Consider the following 25,347-nt stretch of genomic DNA (forward strand, 5'->3'; position numbering starts at 1 on the left):
AGATATTGACTCAAATCCAGGAAAGCTACTAAATAAGTAAGTTTAGTTTATATATTTGCTAGTGGAATTTTAAAAAAGGAAAGATGCTAATGACTAAAATAGGGTATGCACGTGTTAGTAGCAAAGAACAGAACTTAGATAGACAACTGAAAGCGTTAGAGGGCGTTTCTAAGGTCTTTTCAGACAAATTAAGCGGTCAATCGGTCGAACGCCCACAATTACAAGCTATGCTTAACTATATTCGTGAAGGGGATATAGTTGTTGTTACTGAATTAGATCGATTAGGACGAAATAATAAAGAATTAACAGAATTGATGAATCAAATTCAAATTAAGGGGGCAACCCTGGAAGTCTTAAATTTACCCTCAATGAATGGTATTGAAGATGAAAATTTAAGACGGCTGATTAATAATTTAGTGATTGAATTGTATAAGTACCAAGCGGAATCTGAACGCAAACGAATTAAAGAACGCCAAGCCCAAGGAATTGAAATTGCTAAGAAAAAAGGAAAATTCAAAGGGCGACAACATAAATTTAAAGAAAATGATCCACGTTTAAAACATGCTTTTGATTTATTTTTGAATGGTTGTTCCGATAAAGAAGTTGAAGAACAAACTGGAATTAATCGCCGAACGTTTAGAAGGTATCGATCAAGATATAACGTGACAGTCGATCAAAGAAAAAACAATGAAAAGAGGGATAGTTAATGAGTACGGTTATTTTAGCTGAAAAACCAAGCCAGGCATTAGCCTATGCAAGTGCTTTAAAACAAAGCACCAAAAAAGACGGTTATTTTGAGATCAAAGACCCAATCTTTGCAGATGAAACGTTTATCACGTTTGGTTTTGGGCATTTAGTCGAGTTAGCAGAACCAGGTCATTATGACGAAAAGTGGCAAAATTGGAAACTTGAATCATTGCCTATTTTTCCTGATCGATACGATTTTGAAGTGGCAACAGATAAAAAAAAGCAGTTTAAAATTGTTGCTGAACTTTTAAAACAAGCAAATACAATCATTGTCGCAACAGATAGCGACAGAGAAGGTGAAAATAGTGCGACATGTTTCTAGTTGAAAAGACTAGGCACACTAACGGCTTAACAGACATTAGTGGAGAACTTTCAGTTTGAGAGGTGGAATGATAGGGTAACGCCTTGAAACGCCTCCCTTAATACTCCGACATGCTATTTCTTACGTGTTAAAAGAAATGGTATGAAGCTCGGTGAAGTCGGCAGAAGGATACCGTAAGCAGAAATGATAAACATTGGTCTGCACGAAAATTTCCTAGAGGTAGGAACTGTATCTAATATGCCGGAGGTCGCAAAAAGTATAGTATGGTGAGAATGTGTGTAAAAGCACTGACGAACTGGCGAATGTACTGTCCTAAACGCCTAAGGCACAGAAATGTGTCGGGTAGAACATGATTGAAGAAATCATGTCACTCTACGGTATCATGCGGTGGAGTAAGAATTGTTTTTATGAAACTCCGTGAAGTGTTATAGGCACTTGAAGTGATACAGGGCAAAAGCCAGCACCTAAGCTATTACATTGATAAAACTGAAGGAACGTGGGAAGCCAAGAACGTGGAGCGCACACACGCAATGAAGCGGATATAAGGAAAGTATTAGTATATAACTTATATTTATCTTGGTGAAAGTAGTGGCATGACCGGTGAAGGTTCTGTAATGGAACTGGAGGAATAGCCACAAGTCAACAAATTTAAATCAATTTATTAAGTAACCTAAGTCAAACCATAGATTCCTGTAAGACCAAAAGGTCACAACCAATAACTAGGGGGTGACGAACTATGAACAACCACCGAAACAAGAAAAATAATAAGCTTCGATATTCTGAGTATTATGGAATGCAAGAAGCTTATGATAACTTGTATCAACGTAGTGTAGAAAATCAAAATTTCAAGTCATTAATGAAAATTATCATATCCGATGACAATATCTTGCTTGCGTATCGTAATATAAAGCGCAACTCAGGAAGTCTTACGGCAGGTATTGACGGTAAAACCATTAAAGATATTGAAAAACTAACAACTGAAAGATACCTTGATATAGTTAAGAAACGGTTCAAATTTTACAAACCAAGAAAAGTTAAGCGAACTGAAATTCCTAAACCAAATGGAAAAACTAGACCATTAGGAATTCCTTCTATTTGGGATAGGGTAGCTCAACAATGTATCTTACAAGTATTAGAACCAATATGTGAAGCGAAATTTAATCCACATAGTCACGGTTTTAGACCTAATCGGTCTGCCGAACATGCAATTGCTGATTGTGCCAAGAAGATGAATATTATAAAAATGGGATATTGTGTTGATATAGATATTCAAGGTTTCTTCGATGAAGTTTGGCACTCAAAATTAATGCGACAAATGTGGACTATGGGTATACGGGATAAGGAACTTCTCACTATTATCCGCAAAATGCTAAAAGCTCCAGTTGTATTGCCTAATGGTACTATTCAATTTCCCGAAAAGGGGACACCACAAGGTGGGATTTTATCCCCATTATTAGCCAATATTAATCTTAGTGAATTTGATTGGTGGGTATCGGAACAATGGGAAACAAGGCATATGTCTGAAATTAAGACACAATACAATGCTAATGGAACCGAGCATATGGGAAATCACCATAGGAAAATGCGCTCACATACAAAACTAAAAGAGTTCTATATAGTTCGTTATGCAGATGATTTTAAATTATTTTGCCATGACCGAAAAACGGCTGAACAACTTTATCATGCTTCGATACAATGGTTGGAACAACGATTGCATTTACCCGTATCTATTGAAAAATCCAAAATCACGAACCTTCGTAAGGAAACTAGTGAGTTTCTAGGTTTCAACTTGAAACTAGAAAGAAAAGGGAAAAATAGATATGTAATGCATTCTCATGTTTCAGATAAAGCAATTAACCGTATGAGAATAGAACTAAAAGAGCAAATCAAGGAAATCAAAAAATCACCTAATAGCATGAATACTATTAGAGCTATAGGGAATTATAATAGTAAAGTTATTGGCATGCACGGTTACTATCGAATAGCAACTCACGTTAATAAAGATTTTAAAAAAGTTCATTACTCAGTTCTTCTGACAATGAGAAATCGATTGTCTATCGATGGATTGACAAAAATGGGTAAATATACTGGTAAAGATAAAGGGATATTGAACTACGTCCAGTCAAAGAATATTAGATACCTGGCGGGACGCCCAATTATACCAGTTAGTTTTGTACAACATAGGAACCCTATGTACCTTAAAGTTAAAATTAATAAATACACCCCTGAGGGACGTGAGCTCATTCATCGTAATCAATCAGCCGTATCTGAAATAGCACTTCGTTGGATCAGGAGCCATCCTGTAGTCAGCGACAGAGCAACAGTGGAATTTAATGATAATCGAATTTCATTATTTATAGCTCAGTCGGGTAAGTGTTCGGTAACGGGTGAAGAACTAAATGTCCTAGATATGCATTGTCATCATAAGATACCTTATCATTTATCTAAAGATGACAAGTATAGTAACTTGACTATTGTTAAACCTGAAGTTCATATTCTAATACATGCTACCAAGGAAGATACTATTCAGCGATATATGACCTTATTAAACCTTAATGATGAACAGGTCAAAAGGCTGAATAAATTAAGGTTGTTAGTTAGAAACACCTCACTACATTATTAATTTGGTTGCGAGACTTAGGAAAACAAAAGGTTTAATTTGTTGATGGAACGCCGTGTGCGGTGAAAATCGCATGTACGGTGTGGATCGGGGGAAAAACTGGAGATTATTTCAAAAGTTTACCTATCGATATTCGCCTGGTCGATTATCCATAAAGCAAATGCCTTTTCAAAAGATAAAACATTTAAAAGACTATGGATCAATAGCTTAGAAAAAGATGTGATTCGAAGCGGTTTTCAAAATTTGCAACCAGGAATGAATTACTATCCCTTTTATCAAGAAGCGCAAACACGCCAAATTGCCGATTGGTTGATCGGCATGAATGCAAGCCCTTTGTATACGTTAAATTTACAACAGAAGGGCGTACAAGGTACATTTTCACTAGGACGTGTTCAAACGCCCACCTTATATCTTATTTTTCAGCGCCAGGAAGCCATAGAGAATTTTAAAAAAGAACCTTTTTTCGAGGTGGAAGCTAGTATAAAAGTAAACCAAGGGTCATTTAAGGGCGTTCTAAGCCCCACACAGCGTTTTAAAACCCAAGAGGAGCTTTTAGCTTTTGTTTCTTCTAAACAAGCTAAAATAGGCAATCAAGAGGGGATAATTGCTGATGTTCAAACCAAAGAGAAGAAAACGAATAGTCCGAGTTTGTTTTCTTTAAGTAGTTTGCAATCAAAAGTTAATCAGCTTTATAAAGCGACAGCGAGCCAAACTTTAAAAGCTATGCAAGGATTGTATGAAGCCAAATTATTGAGTTATCCAAGAACAGATACCCCATTTATTACAGAGAACGAATTTGCTTATTTAAAAGCGAATTTTGGCAAATATAGCGGTTTTTTAGGACTTGATCTTGAAATGGTTCAAACAGCGCCTAGAAAGCGTTATGTGGACGGTAGTAAGGTACAGGAACACCACGCCATTATCCCAACAAAACAAGTACCTACCGAATCTGCATTAGCGAAAATGGACGATTTGCAACGAAAAATTTATGCTTTAGTCGTTAAAACGACCGTTGCCATGTTTCTACCTGATTATTTGTATGAAGAAACCAAGATACAAACGAAAGTAGCTGATTTGCTGTTTCAATCGATTGGCAAGACACCAAAGCAAGAAGGGTGGAAAATTCTTTTTAAACAGCAAAACAAAGAAGAAAAAGAGGACGTTCAAACGTTACCCCTGGTTATCATTGGCGAACATGCCGAGGTTGACGTTAAGAGTGCCGAAAAAGAAACACAACCACCGAAAGCTTTTACAGAGGGTACACTTTTAACCGCTATGAAAACCGCTAATAAAACGGTTGATGATGAAGAAGCAATCAAGATTTTACAAGAAGTCGAGGGAATCGGAACAGAAGCGACAAGAGCAAGCATTATTGAAGCCTTGAAACAAAAAGAATATATCCAAGTCATTAAAAATAAACTTGTTGTGACTGAAAAAGTGGGGTGTTCCTATAAGCACATTAAAATAACTTTACTTTTCGACAAATTATCTACTGTATTTTTCATTGATATAACCTCCTATAACAAACCAAGAAAACATGACACTCTCCTTAAGCATTATTACTATTCGCTCTTTTCATGATTTCCTGTACTATTGATGTTTTAGCATTCGCATAGTGCTGGACATGCCTCCATTTATGCATTGGCACTTAAACTCTTATTACTGGAGTTAAATTCATATGATTTTTAATCTGCAAAAAAGTTTATAGCACCGTCGCTTATACCAGAAAATATAACAAACGCCGCATTGTTTTTTTTGTGCACTTTAATAATCTATTCAACTAAGGAATTAAGCTGGCTGTCAAGAGAGTAATATCGTATTGAATCTCAGGTGGAAATTTTCTGCGGTATCTTTTTTGACTGAAATGACATTAGTGTCTTTTGGGGATTGTGCATGTAAGTATTTTTTAAAATCATTTTAACAAATTTTGGACAAAAATTCTCATGAAAAAACAGAATTTAAATAGCATGATAAATTAGAGAAGATAGTTTAATGTGCTTATAGGAACACCCCACTTTTACAGTCACAATCAATAACCTTGCTACTTTCTTTCGAAATTGATAAGAGTCTAAAGGATTGACAACGCTTGATAGTGAGCATAAACTTAATGTACGCTAGTTAGTTTACAAGTGCAAACTAAAAAAGTATGATGTGTCGTCTCTGAAATTCTCCCTGATTCAAGTCATAACCAGAGTACATATCGGTTATTTTTTGATTCCATATTTTTTCCCTTATGTGCTGAGGATTAAGGGGTACCAATTGTAATTGCGCGTTATATGGTCTTTGTTTAGAATCGCTCTCCAAAAAGCCAATTTTTTTGCATAGAATTTTAGATGTGGTACCATTAATTAGAATTATTATAAATAAGAAGTAGGTATCATTGTTTCAGTACAAAGACTAGGAGGAATGGAAGATGGAAATAGACTACAAGGATCATGGGAAGAAGCCGTATATCATTAATATTGAAGACGCCACCACAGGAAATGATAATTATCGGACGACCATTTGGACAGGCAGTAAACTGCAAGTCACCGTAATGTCCATTCAACCGGGCGATGACATCGGTTTGGAAGTGCACGAAGGCATTGACCAATTTATCCGTATTGAAGAAGGAGAAGGCGTGTGTAAAATGGGGCCTTCTAAAGATAACTTACATGTTCAACAAAAAGTGATGGATGATGACGCCGTATTTGTTCCGGCGGACATGTGGCACAACATCGAAAACACCGGTGATAAGCCGCTCAGACTGTATACCATTTATGCTGGTCCAGATCACCTTGAAGGAACGGTTCACCCTACTCATGAAGACGCCAAAAACGATCCAAACGAACACTGAGGTACACTAGGATGAAACAAAAGCCCTGCACCCGTATGGATGGTCCACTGGTGCAGGGCTTTTTTATAAAGGAGAGAAGTGGTATGAGTGATTCATTGTTTAAATTAGAGAAGGTTGGTTTTCAGGCAAACGGAAACCAAATCCTTCAAGATATCTCTTTTACAGTAAACAAAGGGGAAGTGATTGTTTTTTCTGGTCCTTCTGGAAGTGGAAAAAGTACCCTTTTGAAATTAATTGGTACGCTGCTTTCCCCAACTTCCGGAAAAATTTATTATCGAGGTACGGATCTGCAAAAAATCGATCCTGTGGAGTATAGAAAAGAAGTCTCTTATTTCTTTCAAAACGCTTCTCTATTCGATGAGACAGTTCAAGAAAACTTGTCTTTTCCTGCCCGCATAAGAGAAGAAGGATTTGATCGGGAACGTGCAAAAAAATTGTTAGAACGAGTTCAAATACCTGAAACTTACTTATCGAAAGAGGTCAAGGAACTATCAGGAGGGGAAAAACAACGGGTTGCATTGGTCCGAAATTTGATGTATCAACCGAAAGTGTTGCTCCTGGATGAAGTTACCAGTTCATTGGACCAAGAAAACAGAGCGATTGTCCTTGATTTAGTCCGAGACATGATGAAAGACCAACAAACTACGGTGTTGGCCGTCACTCACAACCAGGAAGAAATCGACCAAGCTTCTCGTCTGATTACTATCAAAGGTGGAAAAATGGAGGAATCGAAATGACAAACAATTTGGAAATCAGTAATCTTTCTTTGCTTTTATCCTCTGTCCTCTTGATAGTTGCCTTGTTGATTGATTACAAAGAGAAATTGGGATTAGGAAACGACATTTTTATTGCGGGAATTCGCGCTGTCGTTCAATTATTCCTTATTGGATATGTATTGAGCTACGTATTACGAGTGGATAACAACTTTCTCACTTTAGCGATGGTTTTGTTCATTGTGTTCAACGCTTCTTATAACGCCCATACACGCAGTGAGGGGATCAACCGCTCTTTTAAAATTTCAACGACGGCTATTGGAGTAGGAACAGCCTTGTCCTTACTCATTCTTGTTTTTTCAGGAGTCATTGACTGGTCCCCTTCCCAAATCGTTCCAATTACAGGCATGATTGCCAGCAACGCCATGACTGCGATTGGAGTGACCTATCGGTCTTTGAATTCAAAATTTACGGACCAACGCCAACAGGTATTGGAAAAATTGGCATTGGGAGCCAATAAAAAACAAGCGTCCATGAGTATTGTAAGAGAAAGCGTCAAAACGGGCATGGCTCCTTCTATTGACCGAACAAAAACGGTTGGACTTGTCAGCCTACCAGGTATGATGTCAGGGTTGATTTTTGCGGGAATTGATCCTGTTCAAGCGATTCGTTACCAAATTGTTGTGATGTTTATGTTGATTTCAGTTACTGCGATTTCTTCGTTTATTGCTAGTTATATGGCTTACCGTGAGTTTTATAACAATCGCAGTCAATTAATTATATGATTTGGGATGATACACTACTCTTAAAACCAGTGGTTACAATTTTATGTAGTTAAAAGAAGACCTCACGAGAATAATTGCAAAAAGAACTTCATTTTTTAAGGAAGAAGGATATTTTTGTCATCGAATCTTTGGAACGACTAGGGCGAAACTATGATGAAATTTTTTATATAGTGCAGCAACTGGATAGTGTTGCATGCAACACTAGTGAGAAAGAGCATTAAATATACTGCAAGGCAAGACATTTGGTAATTGAAGAATAACAAGCAAAAAAATAGCAGTCAGGTCTCTTGACAAAGTATAGTTGCTATTCTTTTTTTAGGCCCTACTTTAATGAAATTTTTGTTTGGAGGGAACGACTTCATTCCTTTGATTATTTCAGTTGAATTTAATAGAGAAGCCTGGTGTCTATTAAGAAATACTTTTCTTGATGAGCGTCAATTTTTTTAACGGAAATCTATCCTATACTAAATTCAGTAAAGAAAAAGGAGGAATCAAAGAAAGCTATTTTAAACAAACCAAAATTATAGGAGAAATAAATCATGACTGAAAATAAAGCTACTCAAGAAAGAACACCCCAAGAAAGATTGCAAGAAGAACAAGAACACAAGGAACATGTTCATCATACGAAAATTAATGCAGCGGCCATTGCGGATCATCTTTTAGGCAACATGCATACATTACATGTGAAACTGCACCAATATCACTGGTATGTAAAAGGAGCCAATTTCTTTACGTTGCATGAAAAATTTGAAGAGTTGTATAACGAAAATGAAAAATGGTTCGACAAACTTGCGGAGCGTCTAATTACTTCTGGGCATAAACCTGCTTCGACAACGGTTGAATTTGAAAAATATTCGATGCTTTCGGAAGATGCAGTTAATAAATACGCTAAAGCAGAAGACATGGTTGAAAATATTATCGAGGACTTCAGAAGCACTCGTGACCTAACTATTCGCGCGATTCGTTTAGCTCAAGACGAGGGTGACGATGCTTTAGAAGATACATTGATTGCTTTTAAAAATGACTTAGACAAGAACATTTGGATGCTGCAAGCGTTCATTGGTAAAGAAGCATTAGAAGATGATGACGCTCTTGATGAGGATGAAGATTAAGGTAAAAGTAGAAGCTGATTTAGGGATTGGAATTCTTTCCAGTCCTTTTTCCATTTTCTTGATGTGCATCAATTTTTTTGTAGTAAGAGACTTATATAATAAAAGCAGCGAATATAAACAAAATAAATAAAGGGGGAGAATGAATTGACTAAACATACCCATCATAAAATTGGTGACCACGCAGCCTGTATCCGCTTGGTTCCAATATTCAATCACTTAGAGGATAGCGCGATGAATTACATTGCTGAAAAAGCCCACACGAAACAGTATCAAAAAGGAGAGTTTCTGTTTCGTTCACAAGAAAAAGAGGATACTTTATATATTATCAATCGTGGGAAAATCCGTATTTATCGATTGGCAGACTCTGGCAAAGAGCAGCTAGTGCGGATCTTGAACCCTGGTGATTTCACCGGAGAATGGACCTTGTTCAACCCGGATGCAGTACACGAGGAATATGCCGAAGCAACCCGAGATACCGTTGTCTGTATGATTCAGCAAAAAGATGTCCAAGATTTTCTGGAACAATACCCAGCTATTTCTTTAAAACTATTGGCGGAAATGTCTAAACGGTTAGAAAGTTCAGAACGTCAAACGACACAAGTAGCCTTGGAGAGTGTCATTACCCGTTTAGTTTTGTTTTTGGCAGAAAATGTGGAACCTGAAATGGGCAACTCTCCCACCATCACCCTGCCGATGGAAAAAAAGGACATTGCTTCCTATTTAGGAACGACACCTGAGACCATCAGTCACAAATTTGGAGAATTGGAGGACGAGGGATTGATTCAACAGCTGTCTGGGAAAAGGATCAAGATTCAGGATTTAGATGATTTATTGCTTTACAGCGAATAATCGGACACACTTTTTTCTACACGTTGGTGTTCTGTCGCTCTTCATTAATAACGGGACAGAACTCAGTGCTTTTGCTTCCATCTGTCCGTTTTTGGCTTTTTTAAGACAGAACGACCTTCATTCATTGGAAAAATAAAAGCACAAACATGATAATCCTCAAGTTTCTTTGTTTTATTTTTCTTTAAGATAGGGTTGCCGAACAAAACGTAAAAATAAGTAGGGGTGAATGTGCATTATTTTTGGGTGATAGTTGCCATCACGTTGTCAGCAGCGGGTGCATTCTTTGTCGTCCCTTTCACCAAGAACACGATTGGCGGCGAAGCAAAAACGTCTAACGTTGTTGAGGCAGATAGGTTAGCTATGGAAAAAGAAGAGGAAGTTGTAAAAGGAGCCGGCGTAATCGGACACGGAAAAGTGGCGTATTACGAAGCGAGTGACCAGGGAGCTAAAAGTGAATTCACTGTTTGGTTTCCATGGAGCTTAGCCGGAATCTTGTTCAGCATCACCATGACTAGAATGACGCGAAAAATTGAAGAAATGGAGCAAATAGAATGGGATTCGTATTAGGCGTTTTGAATCCCCATGTGGTGGAGATTGGTTCTGTTGTGATTCATTGGTATGGAGTCATTATTGCAGCGGGCATATTAGCGGCTCTCCAGTTGAGCACCAAGGAAGCAAAGAAAAAAGGACTGGAAGAGGATACCATTATCGATATGGCCTTATGGGCAATTCCGATTGGACTCCTCGGCGCTCGGCTTTATTATGTGTTATTTGAACTTGGTTATTATCTGCAAAATCCAGGACAAATCCTTGCGATTTGGAATGGCGGCATTGCGATTTATGGGGGATTGATTGCAGGAGGGGGTACGCTATATTGGTATGCAAAGAAAAAAGGTACTTCTTTGGCACTCGTTCTTGATATTTTAGCGCCCAATGTATTGTTAGCCCAGTCCATTGGTCGTTGGGGCAATTTTATGAATCAGGAAGCTCATGGTGGACCGGTTACTCGTCAATTCTTGGAAAATCTTTATTTACCTGAATTTATCATTGAACAAATGAATATCAATGGTACCTACTACCATCCGACTTTTTTATACGAGTCATTGTGGAGTTTGTTGGGCTTTGTCCTCATCGTCACTATACGGAACCGAAAACAGCTTTTGCGTCAAGGAGAAGTCGCTTTGAGTTACGTTTTGTGGTACTCAGTGGGTCGGTTCTTCATTGAAGGTATGCGAACGGACAGTTTATGGATTGGCGAGTGGATCCGCGTTTCGCAAGCCTTGTCTCTGGCCCTGTTTATTGGCGCGATTGTAGTATGGTTTATACGCAGACAAGATTATCCACCAATTTCTTATTATTCTGATGGCAATAAGGGGCAGAAAAAGACTATTAAGATGGTGAATTGAGCAAAAAGATAAAAAGAAGTGCAAAACTTGATAGCCGTCAATTTTCGTTTGCTAAAAGTGAGCTATATTACAGTTGTAAAGAGGAAAAGGCAGTATTCATTAATCTGCTGCCGATAAAATAAAAACACATAAAGGAGATAGGAATTATGGAAAAAGCTATATTGCAATTAGAAACGTTGTCTTGTCCAAGTTGTATGCAAAAAATTGAAGGTGCCGTAAAATCAGTTAACGGTGTTGATAAAGACAGCATTAAAGTATTATTCAACTCCAGCAAAGTCAAAACCAATTTTGATTCAGCTGTCACTTCGATTGAAGAGATTCAAAAAGCTATCGAAAACGTAGGCTATCCGGTCCTTAAAACAAAAGTCAAGGCCGCTTAACAGATTAAATGAACTTAGGCAATTCTGGAAGAAAAGCTATTTTTTCAGGATTGCTTTTTTTGTTGTAATCCGATTCGAGGTGCTTAGAAACGATAAAAGAGAACTTTCTAAACTTGATGTCAGTCAATTAATTACTTAGGCAATTATCTTATATTGTGTTTATCAATAAAAGAGAAATTAAATTTGGAGGGAAAAAGCATGCAACAATATATATTAAGCAAGAAAAATGTTATCACCGTCATCAGTGGATTGTTAATCGTACTCGGTTTCTTCAGTCACTTTGTTTTAGAAAACGTAGGACTTTCAGAGTGGTCTTTGATTATCGCCTCTGTCTTTGGGATTATGCCAATTGCCATTCAAGCGTTTCAAGCAATGAAAGTCAAAGTCATCAGTATTGATGTCTTAGTCAGTATTGCAGCGATTGGTGCGCTTTTTATTCAAAATTATGAAGAATCGGCTATTGTCACGTTCTTATTCTTATTCGGACACTACTTGGAACAACGAACATTGAACCAAACGCGATCTGCTATCAAAGAATTGACTGAAATGGCACCCGAAAGCGCCTTGAAACAAATGGATAATGGCGAATTTGAAGAAGTAGAAGTGGATGATATAGATGAAGGGGATATCTTACTCGTTAAAACGGGTGCGAAAGTTCCAGTAGATGGCATAGTCCTTACGGGTGAAGGGCATATCAATGAAGCTAGCATTACAGGCGAAGCTGTTCCGGTCAACAAGCAAGCTGATGCAGAAGTTTTTGCAGGAACCATTTTAGAAAACGGAACGATTCAAATTAGAGCTGACCGAGTTGGTGAGGACACCACATTTGGAAAAATTATTGAACTCGTGGAAGAAGCACAAGATTCTAAATCCGAAGCGGAACGGTTCATTGATCGCTTTTCTAAATACTACACACCAGCTGTCTTGGTTCTGGCAATTGTTGTATGGGCGTTCAGTCAAAATATTGAGTTAGCAATCACCATCTTGGTTCTAGGTTGCCCAGGCGCATTAGTTATCGGAGTGCCTGTCTCAAACGTTGCCGGTATTGGGAATGGTGCTCGTAACGGTGTTCTTTTAAAAGGGAGTGAAGTCATTCAAGACTTCAGCAATGTGGATACAATTGTATTTGATAAGACAGGTACTTTAACTGTCGGAAACCCAACCGTTGCAGCGACTGAACTGTATGAAAAAGATTCTGCTGAAACGCTTGGCTATCTGGCCAGTGTGGAACGGGAATCAGATCATCCATTAGCAAAAGCGGTCTTAAATCAAATTGGAGAAACAAACTTTTATCCTGTTGAAGGAACTGAAGTCGTGAAAGGCGGCGGAATCGTTTCAAGTGTAGCTGGACATAGAGTGGCTGTTGGGAATGTGGCCTTGATGGAAAAAGAAAATGTCACTCTCAGCAAAAAAGTGCAAAAAGATGTCAAACGGTTTGAACAACAAGGGAACTCTCTCGTTTTGACAGCGGTCGACGGTGAATTAAAAGTACTGATGGGCATTCGCGATCAAGTCCGTCCGGGTGTGAAAGCTAATTTGCAGGAATTAAAAGACTTGGGCGTGAAAAATCTAGTCGTTCTTTCAGGAGATAACCAAGGAACCGTTGATGTGGTCGCCGGCGAACTTGGTTTGACCGAAGCTCACGGCCACATGTTGCCGGAAGACAAATCGGCTTATATTGGAAAACTTCAACAACGTGGTCAAATTGTAGCCTTTGTTGGAGATGGCGTTAACGATAGTCCGTCCTTAGCTTTAGCAGACATTGGAATCGCAATGGGAAGCGGAACGGACGTAGCGATTGAAACATCCGATGTCGTTTTAATGAACTCGAACTTCAGCAACTTGCCTCACGCATTAGGATTAGTAAAAGCCACCGCAAATAATATGAAACAAAATATCGTGATTTCAATTGGAGTAGTGTTGGTCTTGTTGACTAGCGTCTTCTTCAGCGAATGGATGAATATGTCTATCGGAATGTTGGTTCATGAAGGTAGTATCTTGGTGGTAATTTTCAATGGCATGAGATTAATGAAGTATAAGTTGGAAGGTCGAAAAGAACAAAAAGAAGTATCAGCACCTGCAGAGAAAGTAAAAATATCTTAAGAATAAATTAGAAGAGGCTGAGACAATAGTCCATCCTTGAAATGACAAAAGCGGAAACTCAGATTTTTAAATCTGGGATTTTCCGCTTTTTTGAGTTCTTGAAAAAAAAGAAGAGTATAGAGTATGCTCTTTATAAAATTAATTTTCGTGTAAATGATTAAAAAATTTAATAATAAAATTTAAATTCCTATTAAGTTGTAACACATGAAATTGCTTAAAATAATGTATTTAAAATCTTGATTTAACTAGTTTTTTTCTCTCGTCTTTTTTATAGATATGTATACCTTCGAAAAGACAAGAAATAAAATAGAAATACCTGTTTAGTGCAAAATGAGAAGAATCTTTTTTAATTCATAGTTTATAATTTATGGATTTCTGATTTAGTCGTAGGTGCATTTTTAATGGTATCAGCTACCGGACAAGTACGATCAATAAATGCGATAAAATCTGAAATCTCTTCATCAGTATTATCAGCTTCAATATAAAATTTAGATACGATTGCAGAATAGCCTATTTTAGCTGCTTTATTTTTTCCTATAAAACCATCAGGATCTAATACTCCATCTATCTCTACACGGATATCGTTTAAATTTATGCCCTGCACTTTAGCGAAAGACCGAGCTACAATAACTTTACATGCTCCAAGAGAGGCTAATAAAGCTTCAATCGGATTCATCCCTTCATCTGATCCACCTAAATTTTTTGGTTCATCCAAAATAAATTCAAAATTCCTGGATGTACATGAAACTTTCATTCCACCAATTGACTGAGCTACTGCATGAAATGTTTCTTTTGCCATAAAAATAACCTCCTTTTAATTTAATAACTTTATCGTATCATGAAAGCATTATTTTTACCCGCATAGTCACATGAGAAACAGAAAAATTTATATTTTTGAATTTTTTGGCAAAAAATAAAAATCTTTTGTGCAATTGAATAGGTTAATGCATGGAAAAAAGCAGCAAACATAAATCAAAGTGGATCCTATAGAATAGACACTAAAAAAAGTGCCTTTATAGGGTCCTTTTCAATCCATTTTAGTTTCATAAGGTTTCTTTTTTTAAAATGTCCTTGACATAGAATCCATTTCAATTCTTCGATTAGCTAAATTTTTCTAAAGTCTGTGTATATAGTTCAATAATTTCTTCACGACTAATTTGATTTCTTTTCTCCTTATACCAAAAGACGGATTGAATCGTGATCCCCATAATGATCTGTCCTTTATAACTAAGCTCTATGGGTAATTCTTCGTCACTAGCTCCTTTTTTTATGCGGTTACCTAGCATGCTCTTCCCGTACTCGCGCACACTTTCAAGTTCAAAAATGATATTAGCATTCATTTGAATACTGAAAATGAGATATAAGAGATTATCAAATTGATCCAATAGTTGTTCAAAAACAATAATAAAAAAGTTGTCTTTTTCTTCATTTGAGTTTTTGATAGCAAAATCAAATATTTCATTCATTTTATGTTTAATAAAAAAGGTTATAAAATCATATTTATCCAAGAAATGTTTGTAGAAAGTTGGTCGTCGAACCATAGCAGCATCACATATTTCTGTTACTGAAATATTTTCAAATTCTTTTTCATGTAATAAGTTTTCAAATGCTTCTATAAGTGCCTTATGAGTTTTTTGAACCCTTAAATCTAATTGTTGCATATAGGGCCTCCTTTTTAGAGAAAGTATCAATTATCGAAAAAATGTAAATTATTTATCAGATCCTGAAAATATGTCTCTTGTCCCCCTTTGTGAGACTAGTATAATAAATAGTATAACATTTGTAAATAAAGAGACGATTGTTAATTATCTTATAATCGATATTTAAAAGAAAGGTAGGAATATGATGTCAGTTATTGAAGTGAAACATGTGACCAAGGACTATGGACATGGACGTGGAATATTTGATGTTTCTTTTGAGATAAATGAGGGAGAAGCTTTTGGATTCTTGGGACCGAATGGTGCTGGAAAGTCGACAACTATTCGCCACTTAATGGGCTTTTCTAAAGCTGATGAGGGAGAACTTTCTATTAATGGAAAAGATAGTTGGAAATCAGCAGCCAATATTAAACAAGATGTTGGTTATTTACCTGGAGAGTTGGCTTTTCCAAAAGGAATGACAGGAGACCAATTTATCGAGTTCATGGCAAATGCAAGAAAAATTACTGATATGACAAGGACAGAGCAGCTTAAAGAGCTCTTTAAAGTAGATACTTCTAAAGAGATTAAAGAAATGAGTCTTGGGACCAAAAGAAAGCTAGCGGTCGTTACTGCTTTTATGCATAATCCAAAAATATTGATATTAGATGAACCTACTTCAGGATTAGATCCTGTTATGCAAGAACGCTTCATTCAATTTATCTTAAAAGAAAAATCAGAAGGGAAAACAATTCTCCTATCTAGTCACATCTTTACTGAAGTGGATGCAACATGTGATCGCATTGCCATCATTAAGAATGGGGTAGTGGTTTCAACAGTTGAATCCAATGAATTGAAGCAGAGTACGAATAAATCATTCAAAATTGAGTTTGCTAGTTTTGAGGATTATCAGAAGTTTATAGAAAATACCGAATTTACTATTCCAACTAAAAGACCTGAACAAAATCAAGTTAAACTAAGCTTAACGGATCAGAAGATGCAAGAATTTTTTACAGAATTAAGTAAGGTAAAGGTAAATTTTATTTCAGAAATTAAATTTACTTTGGAAGATTACTTTATGGACTTTTATGATCGTAAGAAAACAGTGGCTGCTGGAGAGGAGAATTTGCGATATGGCTTACATTGATATTAAACATTTGACTAAGGATTATGGAAATGGACGCGGAATATTCGATGTATCTTTAGAAATTGAAAAAGGAGAAAACTATGGCTTAGTAGGTATCAATGGTGCAGGGAAAACGACTACTATCCGGCACTTGATGGGTTTCCTGAAACCTGATGAAGGAAGCGTCACTATTAATGGACTTGATGCCACCAAAAGTAGTGCAGAAGTCAAACGTTATGTATCTTATATTCCTGGTGAGATCAATTTTCCAGGAAACAAAACCGGTGAAGAGTTTTTAAAAGATCAAATCTATTTATCTGGACGCGGAAGTTGGGAACGTGCTAAAGAGTTAAGTAATCTTCTTCAATTAGATGTGACGGCCAATGTGCGTTCCATGAGTAAAGGGATGAAACAAAAAACAGCTATTGTTTCAGCATTTGCATCTAATGCAGATATCTTAATTATGGATGAACCAACTACAGGTTTAGATCCTCTAATGCGTGACATCTTCCTTGATCTTTTAAAACAAGAAAAGAAACAAGGAAAAACGATTCTTATGTCTAGCAATATCTTCCAAGAAGTGGAAGATGTCAGTGACCGAGTCGCAGTCATCCGAGAGGGCAAAATTATTGATATCACAGACATGGCAGACATTCGTTATAACGAGAATAAAAGTTATCGAATGGAATTTAAATCACTTGCCGATTTCGAACGTTTCTTAAATTTAGGATACCAATTGACTATGGTAAAAGCGGAAGATTTACAAGTTGTCGTTCAAATTCATGATAAAAATATTAATTATCTCATTCAAGATTTAAAAGATTTTGACTTGGTCTATTTTAAAGAAATTAAGTTCTCATTTGAAGATTATATTACTGAGATATTTAAGGAGGGAGTATAAATGTTTTCAAAACCAATATTTAAGCAAAGTATCAAAACCAATTGGAAACTATGGGCAATTATCACAATCGTCGCTTCAGTCATTTTATCTGGTTTCATCATAGGTTATGATGCGGAAGGATATGCATCGATTGCCGCTGCAGCGAAAGGAACCGCTTTTTCCAGTCTTCTCTCATCAATGGACAGTCTCTTAGGAAACTTAGAAAATTTCTATAAACTGATTGGTCTTATTCTTGGAATTGTTTATGTTGTATTTACAGCAAATACTCTTGTAGTGAGCGAGGTAGACTCTGGATCTATGGCTTATACTTTATCAACACCCATAAAACGTTCAAGTGTCATTTTTACCAAATCGCTTTACCTCATCTTATCGGTTATTTTAATGTATGTCATTGTTTCATTAGCCGGTTTAGGTGCCTCTCAATTAAAGTACAACAACGTGACGGGCTATCCGATCACAGAGGATATAGAAAAAGCATCAGAAACATTAGATAAAAGTGAAGGTTATCTATCTGAACATTTATATTTAATTAAAGATAATGAACAAGCTATGCGAGATGCTGCTGAAGCTCGCGATATGGATCTGGACGCCTATTCAATATACTTAGGAGAGGTCATCAAGGATCACTCCTATGAAGAGGCTGCAAAAATTATCACCGATGAACGTCGGGATATCTATGAAGATGATGATGACATGGAAGATGATGATATTGAAATCACAACTGAGGAATTGATCAAAAACCCGGCGATGATATTAGCAAGTAATGACGCATTGAAGGCTGGTGCAAGTGTACAAGGAATTTCTGTTAATGAGTACCGTCAATTTCTAGCAGATGAAATAACTGCACTTAAAGCTGAAAAGAATGAAGAAAATAAAGGAAAATCTCAGCCAACTGTCATGATTACGAAAGCCAATCGCGAACTCTTATTACAGGCTGTTATTGACTCTTCTGCAAAGGCCTTAAATATGAATAGTGCCCAAGTGAAAGATAATTTGACTTTAATTAAAGATCCTACCGCTTTAGAGGCGTCTATGAAAGCAACTGATTTAAATAAAAAACAAATCATTACGATGGCAAACCATACCATGGTATCATCTGCAAGATCTGTCGATGCTGCTCTGGAATTTGATACAGAAACTTATTTTTGGTTAAGTCTTGGTCTACTCATCTTAATCCTAGCCATAAGCTCTGTTTCATTCTTCGCATCAACTCTATTTAACCGCTCAGGATTAGCTTTAGCTATCGGTGGGGGGATACCATTTGCTTTCTTCCTACTTACTATGGTTCAGCAACTGATGGACGATGCTCCAGTTATACTCGAGTATCTAACGATAACAACTCTATTTGATACAGATGCGATATTAGCTAGTGGCGAGTTTGGTTGGGGATTAGTTGCTTTAGGAACCATTGCTTTCGTTCTATATGCAGCGTCAAATGTTATCTTTACAAAGAAAGATTTACCACTTTAATATTGAAAGAACTATCAGTAAATTCCTTAGCAGCTACCGATAAATGAAGAGAATATAATGTGAGAAAGAGAATGAGACGGGCAAGATGATCTGATAACAGTTGACCTGGCAACTAATAAGTATTGGAGATGGTGCGAAGTAAGATTGATAAGAAATGGATAAAGGATTAGATTTAATACAATGTCTTATCACGATTCTAATGATTTGATGAGAGTGTAAAATATTTTGTGTAAATAGAAAAAAGGAAGTCCCTTCTGTAGAATAGAGTTACCACAATACATTCACAGAAAAGAGGACTTCCATATGAACGATTTTACTACAGAAATTCTAAAGACTCTAGCGAACAAAGGCGATTTGAATGAATTATTCCGTGTCCATTTGGAAAAAGCTGTCAATACGCTTCTCAAAACGGAGTTAACGGCTTTCCTCTATTACGAAAAGTACGATCGCATTGGTTTTAACACGGGTAATTCTCGTAACGGCTCCTATGACCGTACGGTCAAGACCGAGTACGGGGAACTTCATCTCCAGATTCCGCGCGACCGCAACGGCGAGTTCAAGCAACAGACTGTTCCTGCTTATAGACGGACGAATGATACCTTAGAGGAGACCGTCATTCACCTCTTCCGAAAAGGTATTACCATGTCGGAAATCGCAGACTTGATTGAGAAAATGTATGAGCATCACTACACGCCCCAAACCATGTCCAACATGACTAAAGTGCTGACTGAAGAAGTAAATGCATTTAAAGTTAGAACTATAAATGATAAGTATGTCGCTATTTTCATGGATGCTACTTATATTCCTTTAAAACGGCAAACCGTCTCCAAAGAAGCAATCTATATTGCCATTGGTATACGAGAAGACGGCACTAAAGAAGTACTAAGTTATGCGATTGCACCAATTGAATCTATCACGATTTGGGAAGAGATTTTAATAGACCTCCAGCAACGTGGCGTGAAAAACGTCCTCCTTTTCATCACGGATGGCTTAAAGGGGATGGCAGGGGCCGTGCAGCGGTTCTACCTCAAAGCCCGTTTTCAACATTGCTGTGTGCACGTTTCCCGTAATATCAGTCACAAAGTGCGTGTCGATGATCGTAAGGAAGTCTGTGATGATTTTAAAATGGTGTATCAAGCGTCATCTAAAAAGGCGGCATTGGAAGCACGTGGTGCTTTTGCGTAAAAATGGAAAATCAGCTATCCAAAAATGGTGGAATCGATCCTTTCGAACGATTACCTGCTCACTTTCTATGATTTCCCATTAGCCATACGCAAGACTATTTACTCTACGAACTTGATTGAATCCTTTAATAAGCAAATCAAGAAATACAGCCACCGCAAGGAACAGTTCCAAAATGAAGAGTCGATGGAACGTTTCTTAGTCTCGTCTTTTGATACTCACAACCAAAAATTCCTAGGTCGCAGTCATAAAGGTTTCCAACAGGCCGAAGGCGAGCTCGAACAAATGCTGAGTCAACCAATGGAGAATTAGAAACAATCTACAGTAGGGAAGAACCATTTACACAAAATTATTGACGCTCCCAACTAAAAGTGTCAAAACAATGATGAAATCATTTAGTTCTTATAAATTAGACAAGAGAAAATAAATATTCCATATCTACTTTATTGGATCCATAACATGACTAAATTCTGAATACTTTTTAAAGCTTATCATTTGGTAAAACTGAATATAAGTTAATTATATAGACTGAAAATTTTGAATTTTCAGAATAGAACAACAAAATTTTTTAAAGGGGCAATATTAATGTTCTGAGATAATCAAATCTTACCGAAAATATCAAAAGTCCAATGTGACACAATCGGATTCTGTCACATTCGTTAAAATCGCTCCATCCTTACAGGCTCTAAGAGAAAATCACTTTTCTTTTAGGGCCTTTTTTCTATAGCTTGTTTAAATGTGACTTATTATCTGTTATAATCATATTAAGTAACATTTGAGAGGGGACTAAAAATGAAGAGCGTAGAACCGATTCGCGACAAAAAAAAGATCGATGCCATGAAGGCCATTTTGGCTTCCGGAAAATATGGGCAACGAAATTTGGTGCTTTTTTCGATTGGGATCAATACAGCCTATCGAATCTCCGATTTAAGACAGTTGAAATTAAGTGATGTATTAGAAATTTCTCGTGGACGGGTGATTGTCAAAGAACGTCTGGCCATGAAGGAACAAAAAACGGCCAAACACAATTCGGTCTTCATTTCGAACAAATTACGAAAAGTGATTCTCGATTATGTTCAATCGGAATTTTCTGAGCAGTTACAAGCACAAGACTTCAGCAAGTATTTGTTTCCAAGTCGAAAAGGAGCAGATACGCCTTTGACCCGACAAAGCCTTTGGCGGATCATTCATGAAGCAGGAACTGCAGTTGGGTTAAAAGAAATTGGTCCCCATTCGATGCGTAAGACCTTTGGCTATTTTTTGTACAAGCAAGGAACCAAAACAGAGATCATTCAGTCGCTGCTCAACCATTCTTCACAACGGGAGACCTTACGCTATATTGGAATCACCCAGGAAGACAAAGATACTGCCGTAAAGAGTTTGGATTTATGACAGAATAATGCCCTATATACCCTATATAATAGAAGGAAAAATTCAAGAGGTGAGAAAATGAACGAATAAAAGCAGCCTAACTTTCCTGATAAATACCACTTATCTCGCAAAGAATCAGTGTATTTATTGAAGAAAAACATGGTGGAACTGGTGTATAATGCGGGAAAATTTGAAGGATTGAATACAACGCTATTACAAACAGAAGAGATTATTAAGTATAATCGGGCCAATAACGTGACTGTAGATGATGTCCTGACCGTCGTTAACTTAAAAAGAGGCTTTGAAATGCTTTTAAACGACGTACAAGAGCCCTTGTTAGAGACAAGTAAGCGGATTAATCGAATCGTTGCATCGGAGGATGCGCTTTTTCCCGGTGAAATACGAACCGGTGGGGTAGAAGTATCGACTATTCAAGGAAGATATGTGCCACCAATGTTAACTGAAGACGAGGTAAACAATCAGTATGGTGAGATAATGAATCAAGAGATATCAGAAACTGAAAAAGCCCTACGATTGTTTCTATTCATTTCGAAAAATCAAATATTTTGGGACGACAAAAAGAGAACAGCATTGTTAACTGCTAATAAGATCAAGTTTAGCAAAGGGTTAGGATTGTTATCCGTTCCTGAAAGTGTATTTGAAAAATTTAATGTGTTGCTTTCCGTTTATTACAATAGTAATGAAGATATAGATGTGGAAAAGATATTGGATTTTATGTATTCCAATTGTATTTTTGGTATTAACTATTTGCGAAAAAATAAATTATAATTTAAGAGGTATTTGTAAATGATAATTTCAGAAGAAGCAAAATAGCTAGCATATTTTTTAAGATGTCTCAGCATAATAGATAGAGCTTATCTTTTTGTTTACTGTTAAAAAAAGGTGTGGGATTTTTTAGAAGCATATGATCATGATGGAAGAAAAATTGGAACCGCTATAAAAGAAGAAAGTAGTTTAGTGTGTGGATTTGGTATATATGTTAATCAATCCTTAATTAAATATAATTTGGCATTCAAGGAACTAGTCTACCGATAATTATTCTGCACAAAAAAGATAGCCTAGATAAAAAATAATAAATAGTTTCTTGATTAAAATATCAGAAGTCAGAGTTTAGAGTCTATAACATAATATGGATTTTTTGCTGATTAATCTTACTATCCCATAGATACTAAAAATACTAGTTAAGATAAATATAATAGTCACAATTGACACGATTTATTTAGTGACATTTGTGACTATTCATTTTATAATTAGTAAGGAGGTGAATATCGATGGAAAAAATATTAGAACAGATAAACGTATTGGTGCAGGAAAAAAAGCTTACACAGGACTATTTAGCAAAGAAAATGGGCATTTCGCGCAGCTATGTTGCAATGCTTTTGAAAGGAGATAGAGTTCTCAATAAAGATTTGATATTTAAATTTGCAGAGGTGTTAGGTGTATCTGTGGAGGAACTTTTAAATTCGAGTGCTATTAAAGATGGGGACTTTATTATTCGAACCAGAGGAGAGTTTAACTCTAGATTAGCACGTAATAAAATGTCTAAAGTGAAAGTACAAATAGATGATTATATTCGTCTGAAAGGAATCTATGAGAATGAACGAATCGCTTCGAGATAAAATTCATAAAGAAGCAGGACAAGTAGCTATACTTTTCTTAAAAGAACTTGAAAGCTTAGATTTTATTGGTCCGACGATTGAATCAATTGCTGAAATTAAAAAAATAAATTTAATTTATGACACAATCAATGACTCTGAAGCAGAAGGATTTAGTGCGACCAAGCAGAACTTAAAATTTATATTTATTAATTCAAACTTTAATTTAAGACTTCAAAAATTTACAATTGCACATGAGATTTATCATTTGGATGAAAATATTGCTGAAATTAAAAATGTTTTAGAAAATGAGCGTGCTGCAGATCATTTTGCAGCTAATGTATTATTGCCAGAAGAAGTGGTCTTTGATAAATATCGAAGCTTAAGAAAATTGAAATACAACGATATTGAAATTTTTTTTTCACTATCAGATTTATCGCAGGTCCCATATGAAACTTTATATAAAAGGTATAAAGAATTAAATTTATCCACAACAAAAATTGATGGATTATTAAAAGATATTAAATTGGAGAATAATGATCCCTACCTAAAAGAAATGGAACATAAATTACAACTATTACGAAATAAATCTGCAATTGATAGTTCTGAATTGGATCAACCAACATGCAAGAAATATTTTGGAAAGTTAGAAACACTGAGTATGTATTTCGAACAAAACAGTGTGGAGGCAAATAATGGATGAAAAAATTTATACATTCATTGATGCAAACATACTTATTTATATATATGAATTTAAAAAATTTGCAGTAGACGAATGGCTTGAAGAACTATATGGTGCTATCTTTATTCATAAAGAGGTTATGAGCGAATTAATTCTTGTTGAGATGAAAGAATATTATCAAGATAAAATTGAAAAATCCTTAACATGGAAGTTATTCGATCCAGAAGATGAGCAACAATTGACAGAGGAAGAATACGATATTTATCAAAGTATTTTCGAAGATATTCGAGAAAAATTCACTCAATTCCAAAATGGTAGAAGCTACAAATCTACAACTGATAGTGGGGATATTGCAATTTTGGCAGGATGTTTATTCCAGCAAGTTTCACTGATAACCAGTCAAGATTCTGATTTCAGAAAATTTTTAGATATATCCAACTTAAAGGTTTCTTCTGGTGGTGAAGAGGTTCCTGATAAAGATATAGAAATTCATGATTTATTAAATCTAGGCAATCTATTGTTAGAAAAAAATATATGTACCAGAAGTCAGTACAAGCAATTTTGTAAAGCTATTATAGGTGCTAAAAACTTTCAATCTTTAGAAGAGCATTTAAACGGTTCATAATTTGAGAGGGGAATTGATATGGAAAAAAATTTTAGTAATAGAACTTTGGAAAGTTTAACCAAGAGTAATCCAAGCAATGGTTCTGAAACAAGAAGTATCGGAAATCCGAAGCCTGTAAGAACTACAGCGAATCCACCAAAAACAAAATAGTTAATTTATAATTATGACCTTAATTTTTTTATCAATGTTAATGTAAACGTCCGCATCGATATTTTCAGTTGAAACATATTTAATAAGAGTATCATAATTATCTAATTCTGTACTTTCATTAAATGGATATAAGATAAATTCAAAATCCGCCTCATCTATATCTGAGAACCATCCAGATATTCCTGAAAAAACCAGATTGTTATCAAAGTCAAAAATAAATATAGGTTTGTTTTCTTTAAAACTGAAAGCAATTTTTTTTATTGAACGACTATCGTATGATGAACGTTTATCTTTTCCTCGATAGTCATTAACTTTTTTGAACAATATTTTTATTAAAGGGATCCACAGTATAAAAGTAAATATTATGGATAGAATAAGAACAAACAAAATAGCTATAGGGATATGAAATGCGATAGGTAGAGAAAAATATTTACTTACTTCTACTATCAGTAAGTAAATGGAATAGTTTACTATTGAGAAAAACAATAAATATAGGTATTTATCCTCCTTGTTTTCTTTAGAAAAATTAATATAGTCTAATCTAATTAGTAAGAATAAATTGATAAAACCAATACCTCCTGAAGTTATTAGCTGATTAATTAAACTAGTTAAAGTATCCATCATTTTCTTCCTTTCATCATTTTCGTTAATTTATATTTATGATATCATGTAATTAAAATAAGATTTCTATTTATTGAGAATATGGAGAAGTAA

At 35.9% G+C, this 25,347-nt stretch carries 23 protein-coding genes and 2 pseudogenes; 22 read left to right on the forward strand and 3 right to left on the reverse strand.

Features of this window, described 5'->3' with window-relative positions:
- Positions 1-89: 89 nt before the first annotated feature.
- The 13 genes and pseudogenes from JZO76_RS08815 to JZO76_RS08875 all read left to right on the forward strand — a co-directional run bounded on the left by JZO76_RS08815 (position 90) and on the right by JZO76_RS08875 (position 13,873).
- On the forward strand, positions 90-707 hold the full coding sequence (locus JZO76_RS08815) for a recombinase family protein (protein ID WP_206903751.1): 618 nt from the start codon (positions 90-92) through the stop codon (positions 705-707).
- Entirely contained in the window at positions 707-1,069 is a 363-nt protein-coding gene (locus tag JZO76_RS08820; protein WP_010733593.1) for a toprim domain-containing protein, read from the forward strand. Before JZO76_RS08815 ends, JZO76_RS08820 begins: the two co-directional genes overlap by 1 nt.
- A gap of 736 nt (positions 1,070-1,805) precedes the next feature.
- On the forward strand, positions 1,806-3,692 hold the full coding sequence (ltrA, locus tag JZO76_RS08825) for a group II intron reverse transcriptase/maturase (protein ID WP_206903752.1): 1,887 nt from the start codon (positions 1,806-1,808) through the stop codon (positions 3,690-3,692).
- A 252-nt stretch (positions 3,693-3,944) separates the two neighbouring features.
- Positions 3,945-5,126: pseudogene (locus JZO76_RS08830) on the forward strand (DNA topoisomerase); the annotation flags it as partial.
- Between the two features lie 976 nt (positions 5,127-6,102).
- Positions 6,103-6,525 carry a cupin domain-containing protein gene (locus JZO76_RS08835; protein ID WP_002307506.1) on the forward strand — a complete coding sequence of 141 codons (423 nt, stop codon included), beginning with the start codon at positions 6,103-6,105 and terminating at the stop codon, positions 6,523-6,525.
- Between the two features lie 83 nt (positions 6,526-6,608).
- On the forward strand, positions 6,609-7,262 hold the full coding sequence (locus JZO76_RS08840) for an ABC transporter ATP-binding protein (RefSeq protein WP_010742427.1): 654 nt from the start codon (positions 6,609-6,611) through the stop codon (positions 7,260-7,262).
- Complete coding sequence (locus JZO76_RS08845; RefSeq protein WP_002318452.1) at positions 7,259-8,023, forward strand: ABC transporter permease; 765 nt, start codon at positions 7,259-7,261, stop codon at positions 8,021-8,023. The genes JZO76_RS08840 and JZO76_RS08845 overlap by 4 nt, the downstream gene beginning before the upstream one ends.
- Before the next feature lie 539 nt (positions 8,024-8,562).
- Positions 8,563-9,135: a Dps family protein gene (locus JZO76_RS08850; RefSeq protein WP_002292150.1), complete on the forward strand. Its 573-nt coding sequence runs from the start codon at positions 8,563-8,565 to the stop codon at positions 9,133-9,135.
- Positions 9,136-9,279: 144 nt separating this feature from the next.
- The gene (locus tag JZO76_RS08855; RefSeq protein ID WP_206903753.1) at positions 9,280-9,984 is read left to right on the forward strand and encodes a Crp/Fnr family transcriptional regulator; all 705 of its coding nucleotides are present in this window, start codon (positions 9,280-9,282) and stop codon (positions 9,982-9,984) included.
- Between the two features lie 228 nt (positions 9,985-10,212).
- Positions 10,213-10,551 carry a hypothetical protein gene (locus JZO76_RS08860; RefSeq protein WP_028790832.1) on the forward strand — a complete coding sequence of 113 codons (339 nt, stop codon included), beginning with the start codon at positions 10,213-10,215 and terminating at the stop codon, positions 10,549-10,551.
- The gene (gene lgt / locus JZO76_RS08865; RefSeq protein WP_068710168.1) at positions 10,536-11,390 is read left to right on the forward strand and encodes a prolipoprotein diacylglyceryl transferase; all 855 of its coding nucleotides are present in this window, start codon (positions 10,536-10,538) and stop codon (positions 11,388-11,390) included. The genes JZO76_RS08860 and lgt overlap by 16 nt, the downstream gene beginning before the upstream one ends.
- A 146-nt stretch (positions 11,391-11,536) precedes the next feature.
- Positions 11,537-11,770: a heavy-metal-associated domain-containing protein gene (locus JZO76_RS08870; protein ID WP_003142316.1), complete on the forward strand. Its 234-nt coding sequence runs from the start codon at positions 11,537-11,539 to the stop codon at positions 11,768-11,770.
- A 198-nt stretch (positions 11,771-11,968) separates the two neighbouring features.
- Complete coding sequence (locus JZO76_RS08875) at positions 11,969-13,873, forward strand: heavy metal translocating P-type ATPase (protein ID WP_206903754.1); 1,905 nt, start codon at positions 11,969-11,971, stop codon at positions 13,871-13,873.
- Between the two features lie 358 nt (positions 13,874-14,231).
- Here the strand turns inward: JZO76_RS08875 and JZO76_RS08880 are convergent, their stop codons facing one another.
- Positions 14,232-14,672: an OsmC family protein gene (locus JZO76_RS08880; RefSeq protein ID WP_002292163.1), complete on the reverse strand. Its 441-nt coding sequence runs from the start codon at positions 14,670-14,672 to the stop codon at positions 14,232-14,234.
- A gap of 301 nt (positions 14,673-14,973) precedes the next feature.
- The gene (locus JZO76_RS08885; protein WP_010739382.1) at positions 14,974-15,534 is read right to left on the reverse strand and encodes a TetR/AcrR family transcriptional regulator; all 561 of its coding nucleotides are present in this window, start codon (positions 15,532-15,534) and stop codon (positions 14,974-14,976) included.
- A gap of 184 nt (positions 15,535-15,718) precedes the next feature.
- Here JZO76_RS08885 and JZO76_RS08890 point away from each other — a divergent pair, with 184 nt between their 5' ends.
- The 9 genes and pseudogenes from JZO76_RS08890 to JZO76_RS08930 all read left to right on the forward strand — a co-directional run bounded on the left by JZO76_RS08890 (position 15,719) and on the right by JZO76_RS08930 (position 24,483).
- Positions 15,719-16,657, forward strand: a complete 939-nt coding sequence (locus JZO76_RS08890) for an ABC transporter ATP-binding protein (protein WP_010739381.1) — start codon at positions 15,719-15,721, stop codon at positions 16,655-16,657.
- Complete coding sequence (locus JZO76_RS08895) at positions 16,644-17,537, forward strand: ABC transporter ATP-binding protein (RefSeq protein WP_104858748.1); 894 nt, start codon at positions 16,644-16,646, stop codon at positions 17,535-17,537. The genes JZO76_RS08890 and JZO76_RS08895 overlap by 14 nt, the downstream gene beginning before the upstream one ends.
- A complete protein-coding gene (locus tag JZO76_RS08900) occupies positions 17,538-19,007 on the forward strand; it encodes an ABC transporter permease subunit (RefSeq protein WP_206903755.1) in 1,470 nt (489 codons plus the stop codon).
- A 303-nt stretch (positions 19,008-19,310) separates the two neighbouring features.
- Positions 19,311-20,501 (forward strand): annotated as a pseudogene (locus JZO76_RS08905) (IS256 family transposase).
- A 480-nt stretch (positions 20,502-20,981) separates the two neighbouring features.
- Complete coding sequence (locus JZO76_RS08910; protein WP_156237217.1) at positions 20,982-21,581, forward strand: tyrosine-type recombinase/integrase; 600 nt, start codon at positions 20,982-20,984, stop codon at positions 21,579-21,581.
- 141 nt (positions 21,582-21,722) lie between these two features.
- Entirely contained in the window at positions 21,723-22,349 is a 627-nt protein-coding gene (locus tag JZO76_RS08915) for a hypothetical protein (protein ID WP_431520970.1), read from the forward strand.
- A gap of 503 nt (positions 22,350-22,852) precedes the next feature.
- Entirely contained in the window at positions 22,853-23,200 is a 348-nt protein-coding gene (locus tag JZO76_RS08920; RefSeq protein WP_169042720.1) for a helix-turn-helix domain-containing protein, read from the forward strand.
- The gene (locus tag JZO76_RS08925) at positions 23,178-23,879 is read left to right on the forward strand and encodes an ImmA/IrrE family metallo-endopeptidase (RefSeq protein WP_169042721.1); all 702 of its coding nucleotides are present in this window, start codon (positions 23,178-23,180) and stop codon (positions 23,877-23,879) included. Before JZO76_RS08920 ends, JZO76_RS08925 begins: the two co-directional genes overlap by 23 nt.
- Positions 23,872-24,483 (forward strand): type II toxin-antitoxin system VapC family toxin, encoded by a 612-nt coding sequence (locus tag JZO76_RS08930; RefSeq protein WP_169042722.1) that lies wholly within the window; start codon positions 23,872-23,874, stop codon positions 24,481-24,483. Before JZO76_RS08925 ends, JZO76_RS08930 begins: the two co-directional genes overlap by 8 nt.
- Before the next feature lie 150 nt (positions 24,484-24,633).
- Here the strand turns inward: JZO76_RS08930 and JZO76_RS08935 are convergent, their stop codons facing one another.
- On the reverse strand, positions 24,634-25,254 hold the full coding sequence (locus JZO76_RS08935) for a hypothetical protein (protein ID WP_206903756.1): 621 nt from the start codon (positions 25,252-25,254) through the stop codon (positions 24,634-24,636).
- Positions 25,255-25,347: the final 93 nt, after the last annotated feature.

The sequence above is a fragment of the Candidatus Enterococcus myersii genome (genome assembly GCF_017316025.1).
GTDB classification, from domain to species: domain Bacteria; phylum Bacillota; class Bacilli; order Lactobacillales; family Enterococcaceae; genus Enterococcus_C; species Enterococcus_C montenegrensis.

What these genes read in the sequence shown, in the direction of transcription:
- JZO76_RS08840 (WP_010742427.1), top strand. Translation starts at nt 6,609, where the DNA reads ATGAGTGATTCATTGTTTAAATTAGAGAAGGTTGGTTTTCAGGCAAAC.
- JZO76_RS08895 (WP_104858748.1), top strand. Translation starts at nt 16,644, where the DNA reads ATGGCTTACATTGATATTAAACATTTGACTAAGGATTATGGAAATGGA.
- JZO76_RS08820 (WP_010733593.1), top strand. Translation starts at nt 707, where the DNA reads ATGAGTACGGTTATTTTAGCTGAAAAACCAAGCCAGGCATTAGCCTAT.
- JZO76_RS08880 (WP_002292163.1), bottom strand. Translation starts at nt 14,672, where the DNA reads ATGGCAAAAGAAACATTTCATGCAGTAGCTCAGTCAATTGGTGGAATG.
- JZO76_RS08850 (WP_002292150.1), top strand. Translation starts at nt 8,563, where the DNA reads ATGACTGAAAATAAAGCTACTCAAGAAAGAACACCCCAAGAAAGATTG.
- JZO76_RS08875 (WP_206903754.1), top strand. Translation starts at nt 11,969, where the DNA reads ATGCAACAATATATATTAAGCAAGAAAAATGTTATCACCGTCATCAGT.
- JZO76_RS08890 (WP_010739381.1), top strand. Translation starts at nt 15,719, where the DNA reads ATGTCAGTTATTGAAGTGAAACATGTGACCAAGGACTATGGACATGGA.
- JZO76_RS08910 (WP_156237217.1), top strand. Translation starts at nt 20,982, where the DNA reads ATGAAGAGCGTAGAACCGATTCGCGACAAAAAAAAGATCGATGCCATG.
- JZO76_RS08815 (WP_206903751.1), top strand. Translation starts at nt 90, where the DNA reads ATGACTAAAATAGGGTATGCACGTGTTAGTAGCAAAGAACAGAACTTA.
- JZO76_RS08885 (WP_010739382.1), bottom strand. Translation starts at nt 15,534, where the DNA reads ATGCAACAATTAGATTTAAGGGTTCAAAAAACTCATAAGGCACTTATA.
- lgt (WP_068710168.1), top strand. Translation starts at nt 10,536, where the DNA reads ATGGGATTCGTATTAGGCGTTTTGAATCCCCATGTGGTGGAGATTGGT.
- JZO76_RS08845 (WP_002318452.1), top strand. Translation starts at nt 7,259, where the DNA reads ATGACAAACAATTTGGAAATCAGTAATCTTTCTTTGCTTTTATCCTCT.
- JZO76_RS08930 (WP_169042722.1), top strand. Translation starts at nt 23,872, where the DNA reads ATGGATGAAAAAATTTATACATTCATTGATGCAAACATACTTATTTAT.
- ltrA (WP_206903752.1), top strand. Translation starts at nt 1,806, where the DNA reads ATGAACAACCACCGAAACAAGAAAAATAATAAGCTTCGATATTCTGAG.
- JZO76_RS08870 (WP_003142316.1), top strand. Translation starts at nt 11,537, where the DNA reads ATGGAAAAAGCTATATTGCAATTAGAAACGTTGTCTTGTCCAAGTTGT.
- JZO76_RS08920 (WP_169042720.1), top strand. Translation starts at nt 22,853, where the DNA reads ATGGAAAAAATATTAGAACAGATAAACGTATTGGTGCAGGAAAAAAAG.
- JZO76_RS08935 (WP_206903756.1), bottom strand. Translation starts at nt 25,254, where the DNA reads ATGGATACTTTAACTAGTTTAATTAATCAGCTAATAACTTCAGGAGGT.
- JZO76_RS08835 (WP_002307506.1), top strand. Translation starts at nt 6,103, where the DNA reads ATGGAAATAGACTACAAGGATCATGGGAAGAAGCCGTATATCATTAAT.
- JZO76_RS08900 (WP_206903755.1), top strand. Translation starts at nt 17,538, where the DNA reads ATGTTTTCAAAACCAATATTTAAGCAAAGTATCAAAACCAATTGGAAA.
- JZO76_RS08925 (WP_169042721.1), top strand. Translation starts at nt 23,178, where the DNA reads ATGAACGAATCGCTTCGAGATAAAATTCATAAAGAAGCAGGACAAGTA.